We start from the raw sequence: 20270 nt of genomic DNA, 5'->3' as shown, positions 1-20270 counted from the left end.
CAGGTTATCCCTTAGTTATGGGAAGGTTGGATACGCGTTACTCACCCGTGCGCCGGTCGACGTCCATTCAGTGCAAGCACTAAATGCCGTTTCCCCTCGACTTGCATGTGTTAAGCCTGTAGCTAGCGTTCATCCTGAGCCAGGATCAAACTCTCCATTGTAAAATATCATTTGTGACAACTTATATAAATACAAGCCATCCGTTTGTCTCTGTATCAGAATGCCTATCCTTAAGTATCAAGTTAAAAAGCACCTATTCAATTAATTGATCGGTTCGTTTCTTTTACCCATCTGTTTGATTCATAACCAAACGACGCTTCTTGTACTACTTCTCTGTTTATGTAAATCTTTTCAAAGAACTCTTTTCTTATCACCCTATACGTTATAAGCAGGTTGCCTATTTCGTGAAAGCGAGTGCAAAGGTATAGACTTTAAAGCAAACCTCCAAATCTTTTGAAGAAAAAGTTCCAAAAAAGTACAAACAAGCAACCCTATTTGACATACATCAACTCGAACAGCCATTTAAAGACCATTTTAGTCCACACAAAGCACCAATTCTCAAAATCGGTCTTTTTAAACAAAAACCTCAAAACAAAAGACTACAACCCAAAGCGTATTATAAAGAACATTAGTGAACATTAGTTTAACGTGAGTTCGATGAATTATAAATGACTTATAAAGGAGGAGACTATCACAAATAATCCTGCCCACTAAAATTTAATAGGCAGGATTATTAAAAATAAGAATAACTCAAATTATTCTAACAACTTACTTTGTCTGATTTGAATCTGGAGCTTTACCTATCAAATCCATGAACTGATCAAGTTTTGGAGTAATGATAATCTGTGTACGACGGTTACGCTGCTTACCCAACTCAGTATCGTTAGTTGCGAGTGGGTTATACTCACCACGACCACCAGCTGTCAGACGCTTAGGATTAACATTGAAGTGATCTTGCAGATATTGTACTACAGAAGCAGCGCGCAAACAAGAGAGATCCCAGTTATTGCGAATATTCTTCATCTTGTCATTTGCCGTATTGATTGGCACATTATCAGTATTGCCTTCGATCAAAACATCATAATCACTATAATCCGTAATAATCTTAGCAATCTTACTTAAAGTCTGCTCGGCACGATCGTTAATCTCGTAAGAACCACTCTTATAAAGCATATTATCAGCTAAAGAGATATACACAACTCCTTTCAAAACCTGTACATCAACCTCCTTTAACTCCTCACGGCTCAAAGAGCGAGTAAGATTGTTTGTCAGCACCATATTCAAAGAATCACTCTTAGACTTCACCTCAACCAAATGGCGAATATACTGATTACTCTCGTTAATCTGGTCAACAAGCTTAGAGATGTTAATATTGTTTGAGTTGGCATTTCTCAAACTATTATCAAGACTACCCTGTAATGCAGCTGCACTCTCTCTAGCCTGTGCCAACTGATCCTCCAAGCTCTTAATGCGAGCGTTATTAGCAGCTATTATCTCCTTCGCATTCTGATAATCTGCTGTCAACTGATTATTCTCCGCACGGCAATTCTCCAAATCTTTCTTACTGGCACAGCTACTGAAAGTTAATGTCCCAACAGCTAAAATTATAATTAAAAAATTCTTTTTCATATTCATATAACCATTTTCGTTTTTTGATATCTGCCACAAAGATATATTATAAAAGCGAACAAAGCAAGCAGAAGTATAGCCTGTTTAGATATTTTTAACTTGAAATAGCAGATCAAAAGAAAACACATGAAGTTTATTTTCTTCCATATAGAGGAGGTGTGTCAAAATAAACTTCTGACACACCTCTATTATAATATCATACAAATTTAATCTTCCCAAGAACTCTCAAAAAAATTCTTCTTCGCCCCACTTACATCAGGACCGTCCCCATAGTCATCATGGATACCACCGGTTTTAGGCCATTGAGAAGAATCAGAACCGATGTCATACTTACCCTTTTCCGTTCCTGTTCCTGCAAGAAATGACTCTACATTTACTGTAATTTGCTCAATTGTCGGACGAATATATATTGCTTTCATTGTTTTCGTTTTTATATAGTTAATTATCTGACAACATACTTCTTTCCGTTCACAATATACAGTCCAGCAGGCAATCCTTCGAGACTTGTCGTACCACGGCGAACAATCTGCCCATAGACACTATAAACGTTGTTATTACTAACAGGGGATGATACTGATGTATCAGTTGCAGGGAGTGTATTGATTCCCGTTGTACTCGAATCATCCAAATTAAGGAAGCCATGCTCATAATAAATCTGCTTAGCAGTGCTAGCTGATGCACCATTGTCTTTCTCGAGCTTAACGATAGCCGTTTGCGGAGTAAAGACAACACCAGTGTAATACGTTTTATAAAAGGCATTCTCCCACCTTGCATCATTACCAGAATAATAATAGTAGCTATACATCGGAACATTTACTTCTGCCGTATGGTTACCAATGAAAGTATATGTTATGCCGTCACAAACATGGCTTACACTCTGTTCTTTCAGTTTCTTGGCATAGTTATCATTGTCAGTATCATCATCTTTAGTCACACCAACTATGACGTTATTCTTGGCATGATGTAAACCTGGATGAATCATGTAAGGATGGTGTGCCTTCATATCCTTTACTGGTGTCTTGAATTGCAAGGTGATATATTTCTTACCAGCAGCAAGTGGATCATTCTCTCTCTTCACACCGCTGAACTCGCATACTTCTGTGGCATCTCCAAAAGCATTTTTAATCTGCTCTTCTGTTAAATTGAACGGGAAGCAGACTGAATACCACTTACCTTCAACAAGTCGTTCGTCCTTTTCTATATTTTTCAGTTTACCAGTGAGCATGAATTCATTCCAACCAGCGAAGTCACCACTGGGATTGGTGAATAGTCCATAGTCTTGTACAGGATATTTATTATTTTCAGCATCAACCACCCAACGATTATAATATTCAGGATAACCAGATTTTGCATACTCATCTGTACCTATCACTTGAGTGTATTTGTTGACATACTTCTCATACGCACCCTCTGGGTAATGCAATATCGTATAACGACCTGTGCTCGTTGTAAAATCTTTGAGTTGCACACGTTCGCCCTTGCCTGTACCATTATAAGAATAACCATAAGTGTAACCCGTTGGCTGGAAAGCTTGTAAAGCTGCTTTCGTATTACTTCCAAGCACATACACATCTGTCAGAGGAGAACCATTTCCACCGAATGCCTGACTCTCGATCAGTTCTACACTTTCAGGGATAACAACAGTCTTAATTCCTGTTCCTTCAAAAGCTTCTTTCCTAATGGTCTTCAATGAGTTCGGCAGGCGAAGCGTTGTGATGTTCTTACAACTCTCAAAAGCCCCCTCTCCAATCTCCTCAAGACTCTCGGGCAGAATCACCCGAGTCAGTCCAGTACAGCCCCAAAACGCCTGCTTATCAATCCGCTGTATACCATACAGGAAATCCACTGTTTTGAGATTCTTACAACCATTAAAGGCTTGTACACCAATAGACTTGACACTCGTACCAATAGTTAGCTTCTGAATTCACTCTTCATTAGTAAAGACGTTTGCAGCAATCACCGTTGTTCCCTTATTTACCTCTTTAGTAGCGTTGGGGAAAACTACACTTGTCCACTTGCTTTGATTATCGTCAAATGAGAACTTGGTTTCATGAATACTCTCTGGAAGAACAAGTTCACCAAGCTGCCTCCCATCATTCAGCTTAGGAGAATTAAAACCCAGAGTCTTAAGCACATCATCATTCTCAAACTCTGCCAAAGCCAAATTCAAGTCTGTAATCTTAGAGAAAGTCGGTGTCGTATAATCAGTACCGAAGAAACTATCCCAATCGTTCTTCGATATCTTCACACCATTAGCTGTGATAATCTTAACCTTAGTAGAATTCTTCTGTGCATCTGAGAAATTACTTACAGCCAAGTCTCCATTAGCTTTTACAGTGATGACAAGCGTGTCGCCTTTCATCTCAGTTGTTGGATCTGCATACGCCATGATCATTGTCATGAGCATAATGCCTAAAACAAAAATACGTTTCATTCTTTTTATAGGGATTATATTTATTACTTAAAATGCAGTGGTTCCTGTTATCAATAAAAACAATTTCTTTAATATCACCAATATCAATATACTGCAATACCGATTATTATGATACAATACGAGAAATTCTTCCTTTAGCGTTTTATCATTACGCCTCGTAATGGTACGAACGCCAAAATTTTGCTGATTAAATACATCACGTTGCAAATTTACTACTATATTTCGATACAAACAATATTAATAGCAACAATTTAAATATAAATGGCAATAAACCACTAACAAGTTCCTTTTTATTCTCTTTAGATAGCATGATAACACACCATCTCCACCTTCCAAGTACATATCATACCTTATTATCAATGTTAGATCAATAGCAAAACAGAATGAGTTGATACCACCTTATAATAAAAATCTATCTCAAAGCAAATATCTTGTACCGCAAAAAACACTTGTAGACAAGTCATATATCCAAAGAAAATAGTATCTTTGCAAACAGAAGTTACACCAATTTTTATATAAAGACTATGATTCTTTTCTTCAGAACTCAGTCCAAGAGCGTGATTGCTACAGAAGTAGATCATGCTTTGTCTAACGCAGAAATCAACGAACTTTGCTGGCTTTACGGCGACGCCACCTACTTGCAGAATGAAGAATCATTGCAAGGTTACTATGTAGGGCCACGTCGTGAAATGATAACTCCATGGAGTACAAATGCCGTCGAGATTACTCAAAACATGAGTCTTGACGGCATTTTGCGTATAGAGGAGTACTTCCCTGTAAGCAGCAAAGAGGCTGATTACGACCCGATGTTGCAACGTATGTATGATGGATTAGACCAATCTATCTTCACTGTTAACCATGAGCCAGAACCCATCAAGCATGTGGACGACTTAGAGAAGTTCAATGAAGAAGAAGGTCTTGCGCTCTCTCCCGAAGAGATGGAATACCTTCATAAGATTGAAAAGCAAAATGGTCGCCCTCTAACAGACTCTGAGATATTTGGTTTCGCACAGATTAACTCCGAGCATTGCCGCCATAAGATATTCGGAGGAGAGTTCGTCATTGATGGCAAAGTAATGGAGAGTAGTCTCTTTAGCCTCATCAAGAAGACAACGAAAGAGAACCCAGGAAAGATTCTGTCAGCCTATAAGGACAATGTCGCCTTTGCACAAGGACCAGAGATAGAACAATTTGCTCCAGCCAATCAAAGTGTATCGGATTACTTCCGCGTAAAGCCTATTGAGAGTGTAATCTCACTCAAGGCAGAGACGCATAACTTCCCTACTACGGTTGAACCATTCAATGGTGCCGCAACAGGAACAGGTGGTGAGATACGCGACCGTATGGGTGGCGGTGTTGGTTCATGGCCTATCGCAGGTACTGCAGTATATATGACTGCCTACCCACGACTTAAAGATGACGATAATTCAACGCCTGCTCTTAGAGATTGGGAAGACATATTGCCCGTTCGTCAATGGCTCTATCAGACACCTGAACAAATCCTTATCAAGGCATCAAATGGTGCGAGCGACTTCGGTAACAAGTTCGGTCAACCATTGATTACGGGTTCGCTCCTCACCTTTGAACACCAAGAGAATGGCGAGAAATATGCTTATGATAAGGTCATTATGTTGGCTGGCGGTGTTGGTTATGGTACCAAACGTGACTGCCTAAAGGGCGAACCACAGGCAGGGAATAAGGTTGTTGTTGTAGGTGGCGATAACTATCGTATCGGTTTAGGTGGCGGTTCCGTTTCATCTGTTGATACGGGTCGTTACTCAAATGGTATCGAGTTGAATGCCATACAGCGTGCTAACCCAGAGATGCAGAAACGTGCTTATAACCTTGTGCGTGCATTGGTAGAAGAGGACAACAACCCAGTTGTTTCCATCCATGACCATGGTTCTGCAGGTCACTTAAACTGCTTGAGTGAATTAGTTGAAGATTGTGGTGGCAAGATAGATATGACCCAACTTCCTATCGGCGACAAGACACTTAGTGCGAAAGAGATTATAGCCAATGAGTCACAAGAGCGCATGGGCTTACTTATTGATGAGAAGCATCTCGAACACGTAAAGAAGATTGCTGAGCGTGAGCGTGCACCTATGTATGTTGTTGGTGAGACCACTGGCGACGCTCACTTCTCGTTCGTTCAGGGTGATGGTGTTAAACCTTTCGACCTCGACGTAGCACAGATGTTCGGTCATTCTCCTAAGACAATTATGAAGGATGAGACTGTCATTCGCAAATATGAAGACGCCTCTTATAATATAAATAAGGTGGAAGAGTACATCCAACGTGTGCTCCAACTGGAAGCCGTTGCATGTAAGGACTGGTTGACAAACAAGGTAGACCGCTCTGTCACGGGTAAGGTAGCAAGACAGCAATGCCAGGGTGAGATACAACTCCCACTATCGGATTGTGGTGTCGTAGCATTGGACTATCGTGGGCATAAGGGTATAGCCACAGCACTCGGTCATGCGCCTCAGGCAGGTCTTGCATCACCAGAGGCAGGCTCCGTATTATCCGTTGCTGAATCATTGACGAACATAGTTTGGGCACCATTGGCTGACGGCATGGACAGCCTCAGCTTATCGGCTAACTGGATGTGGCCTTGTCGCTCACAGAAGGGTGAAGATGCACGCCTTTACAGCGCAGTTAAGGCTCTATCCGACTTCTGTTGTGCTATCGGTGTGAACGTTCCAACAGGTAAGGACTCGCTCTCTCTGACCCAGCAATATCCTAATGGAGACAAGATTATCTCTCCGGGAACGGTCATCGTGACGAGCGGTGGTGAGGTAAGTGATGTTCGTCAGGTAGTTTCTCCAGTACTTGTGAACGATGAGAATAGCCACATCTATCATATCGATTTCAGTTTTGATGAGCAACGTTTAGGAGGTTCCGCATTCACCCAAAGTCTCGGAAAGATAGGTAGTGACGTTCCAACTATCAAAGAACCACAATACTTCTGCGACTGTTTCGACGCCATTCAAGAGCTTATCCGTCGTGGATGGATACTCGCAGGACACGATATCTCGGCCGGTGGTTTGATCACAACATTGCTTGAGATGACCTTTGCCAATACAGAAGGTGGATTGCATATTGACCTTCAGAACATCCAAGGCAATGATGTTATCAAGAAGTTGTTCGCAGAGAATCCAGGTGTAGTAATACAGGTTGCGGATGAGCATAAGGATGATGTACAAGCATTCTTACAAGAGAATTGCATTGGATTCGCATGTATCGGTACTCCACAAATCAATCAACGTGTGCTTAACATAGCTGATGGCAAATGGATGGTAGAACTCGATATTGATACAATGCGTGAGACATGGTATAAGACCTCTTACTTGCTCGATCGTAAGCAGAGCATGAATGGTATGGCGAAGAAGCGTTACACGAACTATAAGAAGCAGCCTATAGAAATGAAATTCAACGCTGACTTCACTGGAACGCTCAAGCAATATGGATTGGATGCAGACCGATGGAAGTCATCAGAATCTGCCACGAACCATGCAACGCCAAAGGCTGCTATTATCCGTGAAAAGGGTACTAATGGTGAAAGAGAGATGGCTTATGCACTTTACTTAGCTGGTTTCGAGGTGAAAGATGTCACTATGACCGACCTCATCAGTGGTCGTGAGACGTTGGAAGAGGTGAATATGATTGTCTTCTGCGGCGGTTTCTCCAACTCTGACGTGCTCGGTTCTGCTAAGGGATGGGCTGGTGCATTCCTCTATAACCCTAAGGCTAAGCAAGCACTCGACCGCTTCTATGCACGTGAGGATACCCTTTCACTCGGTATCTGCAATGGTTGTCAGTTGATGGTGGAACTGAACCTCATCAATCCAGAGCATAAGCATCGTGCACACCTCTGCCACAATACCAGCAAGAAGTTTGAGAGTTCATTCTTGAACTTGACCATTCCACAGAACAATAGTGTGATGTTCGGTTCTTTGAGCGGTAACAAACTCGGTATATGGGTAGCACACGGAGAGGGACGCTTCTATCTCCCAGAGGCAGAAGACAAGTACAACATTGTTGCGAAATACAACTATGCAGAGTATCCAGGCAACCCTAATGGCTCCGATTATAACGTCGCAGGAATCTGCTCACAGGATGGTCGTCACCTCGCAATGATGCCTCACTTGGAGCGATCTATATTCCCTTGGCAGCAGGCTTACTATCCTCGTGAGCGTCGAAAAGACGAGATAACGCCATGGATTGAGGCCTTCGTCAATGCACGTAAGTGGGTTGAGAGTAAGTTGTAAGGAGCCTCACCCCCACCCTCTCTACTGCCTCTCCCCCGCCCCCTCTCCGAATGGAGAGGGGAGTGAACGGTATCATCCGCTGACAAAGAGGGCGTCTCTTCACATCGAAGAGACGCCCTTCTCGCATCAAAGGAACGCCCTTCTTGACATGAGAAGAGCATTCCTTTAATTAATGATAATGCCACAAAGTAGGGACAGATGCCTTCGACAGTCCGCCAGAACGCAAGCAACCGAAAGCCCCAACCAGCCTCCTCGAGAAAAGAGAGGAGTGTCACAAAGGGCTTGAAAGGTGGACAGACAAGGACGTCTGTCCCTACTTTTAGGCACGTCCTTCTCTTTAGTCTTGCTGTTCCAGCTTACGAGTCTATACCTCGCAACACATTGACCAAAGACATCCTTCTTATTCAAACAGCACTATTCACGCCCCTCTCCATTCGGAGAGGGGGCGGGGGTGAGGCTTTTTATTACATCACATGCAGCCAGCGAAGGATGTCATTAAGGTTGGCAAACACCATTAATATAATGAGTATCGTTATACCAGCATACTCTGCCCAAACCATAAACTTTTCTGATGGCTTGCGACGTGTAATCATCTCATAAAGCAAGAATACCACGTGACCACCGTCTAGCGCAGGGATAGGAAGGATGTTCATAAAGGCTAGAATAATGCTCAAGAAGGCTGTCATCGACCAGAACATATACCAGTCCCAATAAGGAGGAAAGAGGCTACCTATCGATCCGAAGCCGCCAATACTCTTTGCTCCATCTGCCGAAGCGAGGTAACGGAAGTTGCCGACATAGCCTCGTAGAACGTTCCAACCATGCTTTGCACCAGCAGGGAAGCTCTCAAGGAAACCATATTGAACCTGCACTGGCTTATAGAAAGAGGCTAAGCTCGACTGGTAAACGCCTAGTTTCAAGTCGGGAGTCATAACCATTCGCATGGTATCGAGCTTTGTTGCGCCCTTATGCTGCACCGTTAAGACAACGGAACGAGCTGCAAGTGAATCCTTATGAGTGTTCTTCACTGCCATAACATCATCTAAGACACCTGTCTGGTAGTTCATGTCTGACCACGTCTCAACAGCTTTTCCATTGATAGACTTGATAACATCGCCTGCCTTCATACCCGCTTTAGCGGCTGGAGAACCGCTCATAACGCTGTCAACCTGTGCTGGGATAAATGGCTCAACGAAGTAAGGACGGGTCTTAATCATGGATAACATATCCATATCACCTGGTAGCTTAATGCTCTGTTTCTTACCATTACGCAGCACATCAACACGCTTTGCCTGTGCAATCTGGCGGAAGAAATCGCCATTGACATTAGCGAACTCACGGAAAGAACCTTGGTCTGTACCCAACATAACGTCATGGTCTTTGAATCCCAAAGCCTTGGCATCAGCATTGAAACGCATTCCCATGGTCATATCAGATACCTTGAAGTAGCTGTCTCCCCATGTGAACATAATCATCGAATAGATGAATAATGCGAGGACGAAGTTGACTAACACGCCACCAATCATTATTAAGAGTCGTTGCCATGCTGGTTTAGTACGGAACTCCCATGGTTGTGGGTCCTTCTTCATCTGTTCCCTATCGAGGCTCTCATCTATCATTCCCGATATCTTACAGTATCCGCCTAGGGGCAACCAGCCCATTCCATATTCGGTATCGTCCTTCTTCGGCTTCCAACTGAAGAGTTTACCTGACCACTTACCGATGTTTACATCGAAGAATACAAAGAATTTCTCCACACGAACTCCAAAGAGTTTCGCAAAGAACATGTGTCCGCCTTCATGTAGCAAGACAAGTAAAGAGATTGCCAGAACGAACTGAAGCAATCTGATTAGAAATGTTTCCATTGTTATATAACCATTATTTATTGTTCATAATTGATTGTGCCACACGACGCGCCTCTGCATCTGTTTGCACATAGATATCGTAATCAGGATTCTTATCAAAGGCTACACGCTGCATCGTCTGTTCGATGATGTCGCCCATAGCAAGGAATGAGCACGCACCTTGACGGAACCCAGCATTGACAATCTCATTGGCGGCATTAACGATACACGGCATATTGCCACCTTTATTAATAGCCTCATACGCCATCGCTAAACACTTGAACTTCTCAACATCAGGCTCGAAGAACTCTAAAGGATGAGAGAAGAGATTCAAACGATCGCCATTGAGTGGCAATCGCTTAGGGAATGAGAAAGCATATTGTATAGGAAGGCGCATGTCGGGCACTCCTAATTGTGCCTTCACACCGCCATCCACGAATTGCACAGCACTATGGACTATTGATTGTGGATGTATCAATACCTGGATTTTATCTGCAGGAACGCCAAAGAGCCACTTAGCTTCTATCACTTCAAAGCCCTTATTCATCAATGAGGCGGAGTCGATGGTGATCTTTGCTCCCATCTCCCACGTGGGATGTTTAAGAGCGTCAGCAGCTGTGACAGACTTCAACTGTTCGTGCGTGAAGGTGCGGAAAGAACCTCCTGAACAGGTGAGAAGTATCTTCTCTATCTCGTTATCATCTTCCCCTACCAGACTTTGAAAGATAGCACTATGTTCGCTGTCCACTGGTAAGATCGGTGTGTGATATTGCTGTGCGAGCTGCAAAATAAGCTCTCCCGCCACAACTAATGTCTCCTTATTAGCCAGGCAAATCTTCTTCTTTGCCTTGATAGCATGTATAGTTGGAGCTAGTCCCGAGTAGCCTACCATCGCTGTAAGTACCATATCAATAGATGGTGACTCGACGATTTCTTCCAATGCTTTCGCACCAGCATATACCTTTATATCTGGCATATCGGATAGCGCAGAAGACAGCGATTCGTAATAGTTCTCATCGGCAATAACCACAGCAGATGGATGGAACCTGCGGGCTTGGTCAGCCAGTTCTTTCCAACGCTTATTAGCTGTTAGCGCATAAGCCTCATAGAGATCGGGGTGCTGACTAATGACATCAAGCGCCTGTGTACCTATGCTACCAGTGGAACCTAATATACAGATTTGTTGTTTCATTTGTATTTTCTTTATACGATGAGTTATAGGTCGAGCAGTCCAGCAGGAATGCGCATGGTTATCGTCTGACCTACTGTATCAGCCTCAACTATCAATTCGTTGCTGGCAGGAATCAGAATATCATCTCCCTTAGAAGTCACTACTTCAAAGAGAGTATTTACTGTTGTCTCATCAACGGCAGTAATCTTTCCGATGGTTCTCTTTGTTTGCTCGTCTATTAATGAGTAGCCCACAATCTGCGCCCAAGACACATCTTCGGTTCGCTCTGCCGCCAACTTGCGTGGAAAGAATACTTCGCAACCTGTAAGCTCACGTGCTTGTGCCTCCGTATCAATATCACAGAATTTCATAAGTGCTATCTCATCCGAACGGAAACGATACTCTTCCATAAAGAAAGGAACAAGTATTCCATCAATCTCCAATACTAAGTAATCGGCATCAACAGCATCAAAAACGTCATCGGAGAACTGCAACTGCAACTCTCCGTGTACGCCATGAGGTTTCCCTATGCGCCCTATCTTATAGACTTCTTCCTTCTTTATCATCTCTTTATCATATACCAGCAACGCTGATAAAACTATAGCTTACTTCAATATCAAATGGTGTGTTCTATAAAAGGGTTGACCTTTTTATGAAAAAGGGTAGACCTTTTTGCCCGAAAAGGTAGACCTTTTTGAGAAAAAGGGTAGACCCTTTTTGTTTAAAGCTAACACCTATTTTCCTCAAAGGGTAGCTTCAGATACGACGAAGCTAACAAATTTCTGCTCTGCGAATCTTTGCTCCCAGCGCATTTAGTCGCTCTTCTATATTCTCATAACCACGATCGATTTGAGCAATATTATCGATTCGGCTTGTTCCTTGTGCTGATAGAGCAGCTATCAACAAAGCGATACCTGCACGAATATCAGGACTTGACATGCGCCCAGCACGTAATATCTTAGCATGGTCATGACCGACTACCACAGCACGATGAGGGTCGCAAAGAATAATCTGCGCACCCATATCAATGAGCTTATCCACAAAGAATAATCTACTTTCAAACATCTTCTGATGAAAGAGAACACTGCCTTGTGCCTGCGTTGCTACAACGAGTAACACTGAGATAAGGTCTGGTGTTAAGCCTGGCCATGGTGCATCACTGATAGTCATAATCGTTCCGTCAATGAAAGAATCTATCACATAGTGGTCTTGACGTGGGATGATAAGATCGTCACCATCCACTATGATTTGTACACCCAATCGATGGAATGTATCGAGAATCAAACCGAGGTTCTGGATAGAAACATCTTTTATACGAACGCCATCACCGATCATTGCAGCCATACCGATAAATGAGCCAACCTCAATCATATCGGGTAGTATATGGTGTTCAGTTGCTGACAACTTCTGCACACCTTCGATTGTTAGCAAGTTACTTCCTATGCCCGTAATCTTCGCACCCATAGCATTCAACATCTTACAAAGCTGTTGGATGTAAGGCTCACAAGCAGCATTGTAAATCGTTGTAGTGCCTTCCGCCATGACAGCCGCCATAATGATATTAGCTGTACCAGTTATGGAAGCCTCATCCAAAAGCATATATTGTCCAACTAACTTATCGGCCTGTATCTCATATACATCACGATCTTCCAATCGAACAAAACGTGCCCCTAAATTCTTAAAGCCAAGGAAGTGAGTATCTAAACGGCGTCTTCCAATCTTGTCACCACCTGGTTTTGCAATCGTTGCTTTACCAAAGCGACCCAACAAAGGACCAATCATTAACACACTACCACGCAATGACGAACACTTCTTAACGAAGTCTACACTCTCCAAATAGTCCAAGTTTACTTCATCAGCCTGGAATGAGTACTCATTGGGAGCACGCTTCTTTACCTTCACACCGATGTCCTGTAAGAGTAGAATTAGATTGTTGACATCAAGGATGTCAGGCACATTATGGATGATAACAGGCTCTGTGGTCAACAAAGTCGCACATATTACCTCCAGTGCTTCATTCTTTGCTCCCTGTGGCGTAATCGTTCCACTCAATCGATGTCCACCTTCTATAATAAAGGACTCCATGCTTATCTCTTCTTTTTATTACGAGGCTGAACAAGCTCTCTCTCATTTATCTTATCAAACTTAAAGGTATCAAGATCAAGCTGAATCCTGCCATCTGTAAAGCGAGCAAGGTCTGATGCAACCTTCTCATCATCGCTTGATCCATGTCCCCACTGTACCAGACTCCGTTTCATCTGATTGGCAATTGAACGAACGAAAGCATCTCGCTCCGCACCAGGCTCCATTGTCTTCAACTTGTCAAAAGCCTCGAAAAGCAACTTTCCATAATGCCGAACAGGAATCTTTGAGGTTGAGTAAGACATCGGTTCAGGCTTCGTTGCTATCTTCAATGCCTGTGATACGTCACAAGGATAATCAATATCTAACTTAAAGTTAGACATCAATGCCAAGTGATCCCATAGTTTATCCATGTGATCAACATTCCCCCGACTCTGTGGATTCATCCTATCCATGATAGAAATTATGGTCTCCGCACAATGCTGTCGTTCCTCCTTTGTAGGCAAACTAACCGCATAATCAACCATGTCTTGAATCTCTCGTCCGTATTGCGGAAGCACGAGTTTCTCTCGTTGGGTATTATAATCTAATCCTTCAATATTCATCTTTGAGGTTTGAACTTTTGAACTCTGAGGATGGAACATAAAGCCCTCCTCATCAACAATCATAATCTATTAATTACAACAGGGGCTTTGCCTGTTTAGCAACAAAGTCTTTCAAGTAGAACGGAACGAAGTAAGCTACATCTTCAAACTTACCTTCTGCCATTCTTTTCTCTGCTAACGGGAACATGTTCTTAGCCACTGGTTCGATATTCTTAATCAAATGGGCATTAGGGTGATGGATAACTTCCATGCACTTCTCGGCACCATCGCCGAAGAAATAAACAGGTCCTTTATCAAGGAACTCTTTGTATGTATCGCCATCAACTACGTCTGCTTGAATCGCACGAACAGCCTTTAAGCTACGGTCATACACGGCAGAATAAACTTCCATTCGTCGTGCATCAATCATCGGAACAAGCAATGCTTCCTCTTCTATTGACTCATGATGTAATAGAACAGGAACGGCTAGTAATTCCAAAGTAGGCACAGCCAACAACTTTATATTACGTCCATAACAGATGCCCTTTGCCATAGACACACCTATACGTAAACCCGTATATGAACCTGGACCACAGCTAACAGCCACCGCATCGAGCGTTAACTCGTGGCTATCAACGAATGCCAAGGCCTCATCAACGAATGTTCCTAACTTCTCAGCATGGTTAGGACCACTATTATCTACCTTATCAAAGATACAAATCCCATCCTGACTTACTGCAACAGAGCACACATTTGTGCTCGTATCAATGCTTAATATACAAGACATAAAAGCTAATTATGTTCTAAAAACATGCAAATATACTCTTTTTTCCCGCATTATTTGTACATTTGCAAAAATTTAACTTGAAAAGTAATGATACTATCTATGACAGGTTACGGTAAGTCAGTAGTAACCTACAAGGAAAAGAAAATCAACGTAGAAGTTAAGTCGCTTAATAGCAAGTCACTTGATCTCTCTGCTCGTATCGCACCACTCTACCGAGAGAAAGAGATGGAGATTCGTCGCTTACTTGCGCAGAAGTTAGAGCGAGGTAAGGTTGATTTCTCTCTCTGGGTTGAGAAGGAAGCAATCGTAGATGCTACTCCTATCAATGCAGCTCTCGTCGAAAACTATTACAAACAGATAAAGACTATTGCTGAGAAAACGGGTATTCCAGAGCCAAACGACTGGTTCTCTACACTCCTCCGAATGCCTGATGTGACCGCAAAGACCGATGCTGAAGAACTCGATAAAGATGAATGGGAGGCTGCAAAGCAGGCAATTAACAAGGCTATTGACAAACTCATCGAATTTAGAACACAAGAGGGAGCAGCGTTACAAAAGAAGTTTACAGAGAAAATCGATAATATCTCTGCACTCTTAAAGAGCATAGAACCCTTCGAGAAGAGCCGTGTTCCAAAGATTAAAGATAAGATTATTGATGGCTTAAAACAGATCCCTGAGGTTGATTACGATAAGAATCGTTTAGAGCAAGAGCTCATCTACTACATCGAAAAACTTGATATTAGCGAGGAGAAACAACGCTTAACTAACCACCTGAAGTACTTCCGTGAAACTATGGCGGAGTGTGGTCATGGCGTGGGAAAGAAGCTCGGCTTCATCGCACAAGAGATGGGACGCGAGATCAATACGACTGGTTCTAAGAGTAACCAAGCCGAGATGCAGAACATTGTTGTTAAGATGAAAGACGAGTTGGAACAGATTAAAGAACAGGTATTAAACGCTCTTTAATTCGTAAACAAACTCTAAGAGTGTAATATGGAATCAATAAAGAACAAGACAAACACCCAACTCAACAATATGTCAAAACAGCATTCCACACCCCAGACAGAAGGCTCTAAGGATGCAAAAAGCACTGGTAAACTATTGATCTTTTCGGCTCCGTCAGGTGCAGGAAAGAGCACCATCGTTCAATGGTTAATGCTGGAACACCCCGAACTAAGGCTTGCTTTCTCCATTAGTTGTACCACTCGTGCGCCACGAGGTACCGAACAGAATGGTGTTGAATACATCTTCCTTTCACCCGAGCAATTCAAAGAAAGAATCAAAAATGACGATTTCTTAGAGTATGAGGAAGTGTATAAAGACCACTTTTACGGCACCTTGAAGGAACAAGTAGAGCATCAATCTGCTGCTGGACAGAACGTTGTCTTTGATGTAGATGTTAAGGGGGGATGCAATATCAAACGCTTCTATGGCGAACGCGCATTGAGCTTCTTCATCCAACCACCCTCTCTTGACGAACTCCGTCGACGCTTGGTTGGCAGACAAACAGATAGTGCCGAAGCCATAGAGAGCCGTCTTGCAAAAGCCTCCTACGAACTTACTTTTGCTGATAAGTTCGATAAAGTGATTGTCAATGACGACCTCGATAAAGCAAAGCAAGAGGTTTACGAGACCATAAAAGCCTTTCTATAAATGGTTCAGAAAACCCAACAAACACCCAACTCACCCTCTTCTCTAAAGGTATCACCCCTTATCTCTATTCCTTCCAACGAAGAGGGAGGGTTGTCAGTGGGCATCTTCGGCGGTTCTTTCGACCCTATCCACAAGGGACACATAGCACTTGCTAAGGCTTTTCTAACCGAAAAAGAACTGGACGAAGTATGGTTCATGGTGTCTCCACAGAACCCTTTTAAAGTGAATCAAAGGCTCTTAGACGACCATCTCCGATTGGAGATGGTAAGGCAAGCGATACTTGATGAACCGCATTTCAAGGCTTCAGACTATGAGTTCCATCTATCGAAACCTTCTTACACATGGAACACTTTACAACATCTCAAGCATGATTTCCCACGCAACACATTCACTCTTCTTGTTGGTGGGGATAATTGGCAAGCCTTCAATCATTGGTATCATGCCGAGGACATCATCAATCACTACAATATCGTGGTATATCCTCGACACAACCACCTAACTACTCCCTCCCAGCTTCCTAACCATGTTAGCATACTCCAAATACCACTCATAGATATTAGTAGTACGGTCATCCGACAACGAGTGAAGCAAGGGGAATCTATTACAGAGTTAGTTCCCCCAAGGATAGAAGACCTTATATTACAATATTACAAATAAGCTCTTACACGCTAATCTAAGTTCCTTTCCAAAATATCCGAGGACAGCTCCCCACTGAGTTGAGTATCCGGCATCTCCCTATATGCCGCAGTCGTCAACCCTGTACACCGCTTAAAGAACTTACACAAAGCACTTATCGAGACAAAATTCAACTCATCTGCTATTACCTTCAAAGGCTTGTTTGAATATCTAAGTTCAAGTTGTATCAAGACCAGCAAAGACTTATCTATAATATTCTTGGCAGTCTTTCCCGTCTCTTGCTTTACCACAATGCCTAAGTAATGCGTACTAACACATAGCTTCGAAGCATAAAAGTTAAGTTCGTGTTCGGTCTTTGCATGCTCATCCACAAGGCGTATAAAGTGCTCTACAAGTTCTTTATTACGTGTCCAACGAGCCTTATCAATTGACATTGTCGTCTGATACAACGATGCTGCAAAGCTCAAACTCGATGCGAAAAGAGCATTCAAAGAATCCTTAATACCGTCTGACTTCATTTGTGCTAACTCATAGAGCATACGGATGTACTTCTCCCAAATATCCTGATCAGACTTTTGTAAAGGTATAGAAAAGCAAAAGCTGGGTGAGAGGAACACGTTAGGTAACCTGCCATGAAATATCATCTTCATGTATTCCTCCGTCATTATAAAACCATCGAAAGTTGTTCCTGGACCGAAACTATCGTCACTGATGACTACACCCCAATTGAGAAACAGCATGTCACCAGCCTCACAACGATACCTCTTAAAGTTGATGACGGGTTCACACCACCCACTCTTAACGATTAGCACACGCATAACATTCAATCTTACCAGATTGCTCTTCTCAAAGATAGGCTTAAAGAATGGAGGCAAACCAAAGGCAATTCCGAATGAAGAACCTACATATACATCACCTCTTACAAGTGGTTTCTCGTTTACAAAACGTGTTATAATCTCTTTAAAACTAGAGTTCGAAACACTGGAATCTTTTTCTTTTTCAATCATGCACTAATATATCTTGCGACAAAAATAAGCATTTTTTATCAAACATGCAATAAACATCTCAATATTATAACGCTTATCTCTTTGAAACGAGAAGAAGCCTATCCCCGCCTCAGAAGAAGCCTCACCCCAACCCCACTACAGCCTCTCCCCCGCCCCCTCTCCGAATGGAGAGGGGAGTAGATAGTGTTGTTTGCAAACAAGGAGGGCGTTTCTTCGATGTGAAGAGACGCCCTTTTCATTGCAAGGAAACGCCCTCGTCAAATGGAGAAGGGCGTTCCTTTAATCAATGATATTGCCACGAAGTAGGGACAGACGCCCTCGTCTGGAAACCCCACCCAGCCTCCCCAAAGGGGAGGAGTGCCTAACGGGAGCCAGTCTCGATCAGTATTTTCGATTGAAGATAACGCCACAAAGTAGGGACAGACGCCCTCGTCTGTCCGCACATTTACGCCGATTAGTTAACAAGAAATTATCTGTTTAGCGGACAGACGAGGGCGTCTGTCCCTACTTATAACGTCTTCTTCGTATGCAAATAATGCTATCTACTCCCCCTCTCCATTCGGAGAGGGGGCGGAGGTGAGGCTTTCTCTACGATTAAAGGGCAATCCCTTTGGATTATTCACGATAATGCCTTATATTTGCAACTCAATTATTTTCAGTTATAAAAAAGGCTATCGAACGGGAGAACAAGAGGTTTTCAGGTAGCTAAAAGGACAATCATGGGACAAGAGACACTTAGAGAGAAGACTGCAAAGGGACTGTTTTGGGGGGCATTGAACAATGGTACCATGCAGCTTCTGAATATAGTTATTGGAATCTTCTTAGCACGCTTGCTCTCACTTTCCGACTATGGTTTAGTGGGTATGTTAGCGGTGTTTACGGCTATTGCCGGTGCTTTACAAGAGAGCGGATTCACCTCGGCTCTTACCAACATGGAGCATCCATCGGACAATGACTATAATGCTGTCTTTTGGTTCAGTGCCTTTGTTGGATGGATCTCTTACACTGTCTTATTCTTTTCAGCACCTTTAATCGCCTCGTTCTTCCATCATCCTGAACTCATCAACTTGTCTCGCTTCATCTTTGCCTCGCTGTTATTCTCCTCATTGGGGACAACTCCTGCGGCTTACCTATTCAAAAACATGATGGTAAGGGAGACTACTATTCTGCGCATTACCTGCTTAGCTGTATCGGGCGCAGTGGGTATCGTGCTCGCACTGAAAGGTTATGCTTATTGGAGTTTGGCGTGGCAACAAATGCTTTACATCGCTCTCACCAGTCTTTGGCGATTCTTTATCATTCCTTGGCGACCCTCTTTTCACATAGACTTTACCCCTATCAAGCACATGTTCTCATTTAGTTATAAGATCTTAATAACCACTGTTGTGAACACAATAAGCCAAAACATTCTTACCTTTATATTCGGTCGTTTGTACAGTGCAAAGGCTGTTGGCAACTTCTCGCAAGCCTTCAAATGGGACACAATGGCAAGTACTTTCGTCTTTGGTACTATATCACAAGTGGCGCAGCCAGTGCTTGTTGAGGTAAATAACGACCCCAGTCGACAGGTGAAAGTGTTCCGTAAAATGCTCCGATTCACTGCTTTTTTAGTCTTTCCCGCTATGTTCGGTCTATCAATGGTAGCGCACGAGTTCATCATTCTCTTGATATCAGATAAATGGATAGATAGCATTCCCTTGCTGCGAATCCTGTGTATCAGTGGTGCTTTCCTACCCTTTTATACGATGTATCAAAACCTTATCATCAGTCGTGGAAAGTCCGCTGTCTACATGTGGTGTACGGTAGCTCTCATCTTGGCACAGATAGCTTTTGTCATTGTCTATTATCGTCAAGGGGTCATCTTCATGGTGAGTGCTTATACAGTTGTGACTATCTTGTGGTTCTTTGTATGGCAGTTTTTTGCCAAAAGGGAAATCGGTTTGCGACTTATTGATGCTCTGAAAGATATCAGTCCGTACCTCTTAGCATCAGTGGGAGTGATGATCTTCACCTATTATATTACTTCCTTTGTGAACAATCTCCTACTTCTTTTGATCGTGAGAATCGTCTTAGCAGGCTTGTTATACTTCTTTATTATGAAGTGGGCAGGCTCACAAATATTGGAAGATTGTATTGGTTATATCCGTAAAAAGAAATAAAGACAACAACAAA

At 42.8% G+C, this 20270-nt stretch carries 16 protein-coding genes and 1 rRNA gene; 5 read left to right on the top strand and 12 right to left on the bottom strand.

The features are described 5' to 3' along the window. The 5 genes from D464_RS0107245 to D464_RS13930 form a co-directional block, all read right to left on the bottom strand. Positions 1 to 161: ribosomal RNA gene (locus D464_RS0107245) — 16S ribosomal RNA — on the bottom strand; the annotation flags it as partial. 607 nt (positions 162 to 768) lie between these two features. Further along, a complete protein-coding gene (locus D464_RS0107240; RefSeq protein ID WP_018910811.1) occupies positions 769 to 1635 on the bottom strand; it encodes an OmpA family protein in 867 nt (288 codons plus the stop codon). A 200-nt stretch (positions 1636 to 1835) separates the two neighbouring features. Further along, the gene (locus tag D464_RS0107225; protein ID WP_018910810.1) at positions 1836 to 2048 is read right to left on the bottom strand and encodes a hypothetical protein; all 213 of its coding nucleotides are present in this window, start codon (positions 2046 to 2048) and stop codon (positions 1836 to 1838) included. A gap of 23 nt (positions 2049 to 2071) precedes the next feature. Continuing rightward, the gene (locus D464_RS12575; RefSeq protein ID WP_305075974.1) at positions 2072 to 3553 is read right to left on the bottom strand and encodes a leucine-rich repeat domain-containing protein; all 1482 of its coding nucleotides are present in this window, start codon (positions 3551 to 3553) and stop codon (positions 2072 to 2074) included. Beyond that, a complete protein-coding gene (locus tag D464_RS13930) occupies positions 3554 to 4063 on the bottom strand; it encodes a hypothetical protein (protein ID WP_018910808.1) in 510 nt (169 codons plus the stop codon). Between the two features lie 524 nt (positions 4064 to 4587). On the opposite strand from D464_RS13930, the gene purL reads away from it, so the two are divergent. Further along, on the top strand, positions 4588 to 8334 hold the full coding sequence (gene purL, locus D464_RS0107215) for a phosphoribosylformylglycinamidine synthase (RefSeq protein WP_018910807.1): 3747 nt from the start codon (positions 4588 to 4590) through the stop codon (positions 8332 to 8334). Between the two features lie 464 nt (positions 8335 to 8798). On the opposite strand, the gene rseP is transcribed toward purL, so the two are convergent. From rseP to tsaB, 6 genes are all read right to left on the bottom strand, one after another. After that, positions 8799 to 10199: an RIP metalloprotease RseP gene (gene rseP / locus D464_RS0107210; RefSeq protein ID WP_018910806.1), complete on the bottom strand. Its 1401-nt coding sequence runs from the start codon at positions 10197 to 10199 to the stop codon at positions 8799 to 8801. A gap of 13 nt (positions 10200 to 10212) precedes the next feature. Then, complete coding sequence (locus tag D464_RS0107205) at positions 10213 to 11370, bottom strand: 1-deoxy-D-xylulose-5-phosphate reductoisomerase (RefSeq protein WP_018910805.1); 1158 nt, start codon at positions 11368 to 11370, stop codon at positions 10213 to 10215. A 23-nt stretch (positions 11371 to 11393) separates the two neighbouring features. Continuing rightward, the gene (gene rimM / locus D464_RS0107200; RefSeq protein ID WP_024985766.1) at positions 11394 to 11915 is read right to left on the bottom strand and encodes a ribosome maturation factor RimM; all 522 of its coding nucleotides are present in this window, start codon (positions 11913 to 11915) and stop codon (positions 11394 to 11396) included. Positions 11916 to 12120: 205 nt separating this feature from the next. Next, the gene (murA, locus tag D464_RS0107195) at positions 12121 to 13434 is read right to left on the bottom strand and encodes a UDP-N-acetylglucosamine 1-carboxyvinyltransferase (RefSeq protein ID WP_018910803.1); all 1314 of its coding nucleotides are present in this window, start codon (positions 13432 to 13434) and stop codon (positions 12121 to 12123) included. Between the two features lie 2 nt (positions 13435 to 13436). Continuing rightward, complete coding sequence (locus tag D464_RS0107190) at positions 13437 to 14036, bottom strand: DUF4290 domain-containing protein (protein ID WP_024985765.1); 600 nt, start codon at positions 14034 to 14036, stop codon at positions 13437 to 13439. Between the two features lie 73 nt (positions 14037 to 14109). Then, positions 14110 to 14802 carry a tRNA (adenosine(37)-N6)-threonylcarbamoyltransferase complex dimerization subunit type 1 TsaB gene (gene tsaB / locus D464_RS0107185; protein ID WP_004382782.1) on the bottom strand — a complete coding sequence of 231 codons (693 nt, stop codon included), beginning with the start codon at positions 14800 to 14802 and terminating at the stop codon, positions 14110 to 14112. A gap of 87 nt (positions 14803 to 14889) precedes the next feature. Between tsaB and D464_RS0107180 the strand changes: the two genes are divergently transcribed. From D464_RS0107180 to nadD, 3 genes are all read left to right on the top strand, one after another. Further along, positions 14890 to 15768, top strand: coding sequence for a YicC/YloC family endoribonuclease (locus tag D464_RS0107180; protein ID WP_018910801.1), 879 nt, complete (start codon positions 14890 to 14892; stop codon positions 15766 to 15768). A 69-nt stretch (positions 15769 to 15837) separates the two neighbouring features. Then, complete coding sequence (gene gmk, locus D464_RS0107175; protein ID WP_051076962.1) at positions 15838 to 16455, top strand: guanylate kinase; 618 nt, start codon at positions 15838 to 15840, stop codon at positions 16453 to 16455. After that, positions 16456 to 17112, top strand: a complete 657-nt coding sequence (gene nadD, locus D464_RS0107170; RefSeq protein WP_018910799.1) for a nicotinate (nicotinamide) nucleotide adenylyltransferase — start codon at positions 16456 to 16458, stop codon at positions 17110 to 17112. Between the two features lie 11 nt (positions 17113 to 17123). Here nadD and D464_RS0107165 read toward each other — a convergent pair whose 3' ends face one another. After that, positions 17124 to 18098, bottom strand: a complete 975-nt coding sequence (locus D464_RS0107165; RefSeq protein WP_018910798.1) for a helix-turn-helix domain-containing protein — start codon at positions 18096 to 18098, stop codon at positions 17124 to 17126. Positions 18099 to 18817: 719 nt separating this feature from the next. Here D464_RS0107165 and D464_RS0107160 point away from each other — a divergent pair. After that, the gene (locus D464_RS0107160) at positions 18818 to 20257 is read left to right on the top strand and encodes a lipopolysaccharide biosynthesis protein (protein ID WP_018910797.1); all 1440 of its coding nucleotides are present in this window, start codon (positions 18818 to 18820) and stop codon (positions 20255 to 20257) included. The last annotated feature ends 13 nt before the right edge of the window (positions 20258 to 20270 follow it).

The organism is Prevotella veroralis DSM 19559 = JCM 6290 (assembly GCF_000377625.1).
In the GTDB taxonomy this organism is placed as follows: Bacteria; Bacteroidota; Bacteroidia; order Bacteroidales; family Bacteroidaceae; genus Prevotella; species Prevotella veroralis.
This window is presented reverse-complemented; position numbering and strand designations above follow the sequence as displayed.

Coding starts and splice junctions, on each gene's coding strand:
- D464_RS0107225 (WP_018910810.1), bottom strand. CDS start 2,048: ATGAAAGCAATATATATTCGTCCGACAATTGAGCAAATTACAGTAAAT.
- D464_RS0107180 (WP_018910801.1), top strand. CDS start 14,890: ATGATACTATCTATGACAGGTTACGGTAAGTCAGTAGTAACCTACAAG.
- rimM (WP_024985766.1), bottom strand. CDS start 11,915: ATGATAAAGAAGGAAGAAGTCTATAAGATAGGGCGCATAGGGAAACCT.
- purL (WP_018910807.1), top strand. CDS start 4,588: ATGATTCTTTTCTTCAGAACTCAGTCCAAGAGCGTGATTGCTACAGAA.
- gmk (WP_051076962.1), top strand. CDS start 15,838: ATGTCAAAACAGCATTCCACACCCCAGACAGAAGGCTCTAAGGATGCA.
- nadD (WP_018910799.1), top strand. CDS start 16,456: ATGGTTCAGAAAACCCAACAAACACCCAACTCACCCTCTTCTCTAAAG.
- murA (WP_018910803.1), bottom strand. CDS start 13,434: ATGGAGTCCTTTATTATAGAAGGTGGACATCGATTGAGTGGAACGATT.
- tsaB (WP_004382782.1), bottom strand. CDS start 14,802: ATGTCTTGTATATTAAGCATTGATACGAGCACAAATGTGTGCTCTGTT.
- D464_RS0107190 (WP_024985765.1), bottom strand. CDS start 14,036: ATGAATATTGAAGGATTAGATTATAATACCCAACGAGAGAAACTCGTG.
- D464_RS0107160 (WP_018910797.1), top strand. CDS start 18,818: ATGGGACAAGAGACACTTAGAGAGAAGACTGCAAAGGGACTGTTTTGG.
- D464_RS0107240 (WP_018910811.1), bottom strand. CDS start 1,635: ATGAATATGAAAAAGAATTTTTTAATTATAATTTTAGCTGTTGGGACA.
- D464_RS0107205 (WP_018910805.1), bottom strand. CDS start 11,370: ATGAAACAACAAATCTGTATATTAGGTTCCACTGGTAGCATAGGTACA.
- rseP (WP_018910806.1), bottom strand. CDS start 10,199: ATGGAAACATTTCTAATCAGATTGCTTCAGTTCGTTCTGGCAATCTCT.
- D464_RS13930 (WP_018910808.1), bottom strand. CDS start 4,063: ATGAAACGTATTTTTGTTTTAGGCATTATGCTCATGACAATGATCATG.
- D464_RS0107165 (WP_018910798.1), bottom strand. CDS start 18,098: ATGATTGAAAAAGAAAAAGATTCCAGTGTTTCGAACTCTAGTTTTAAA.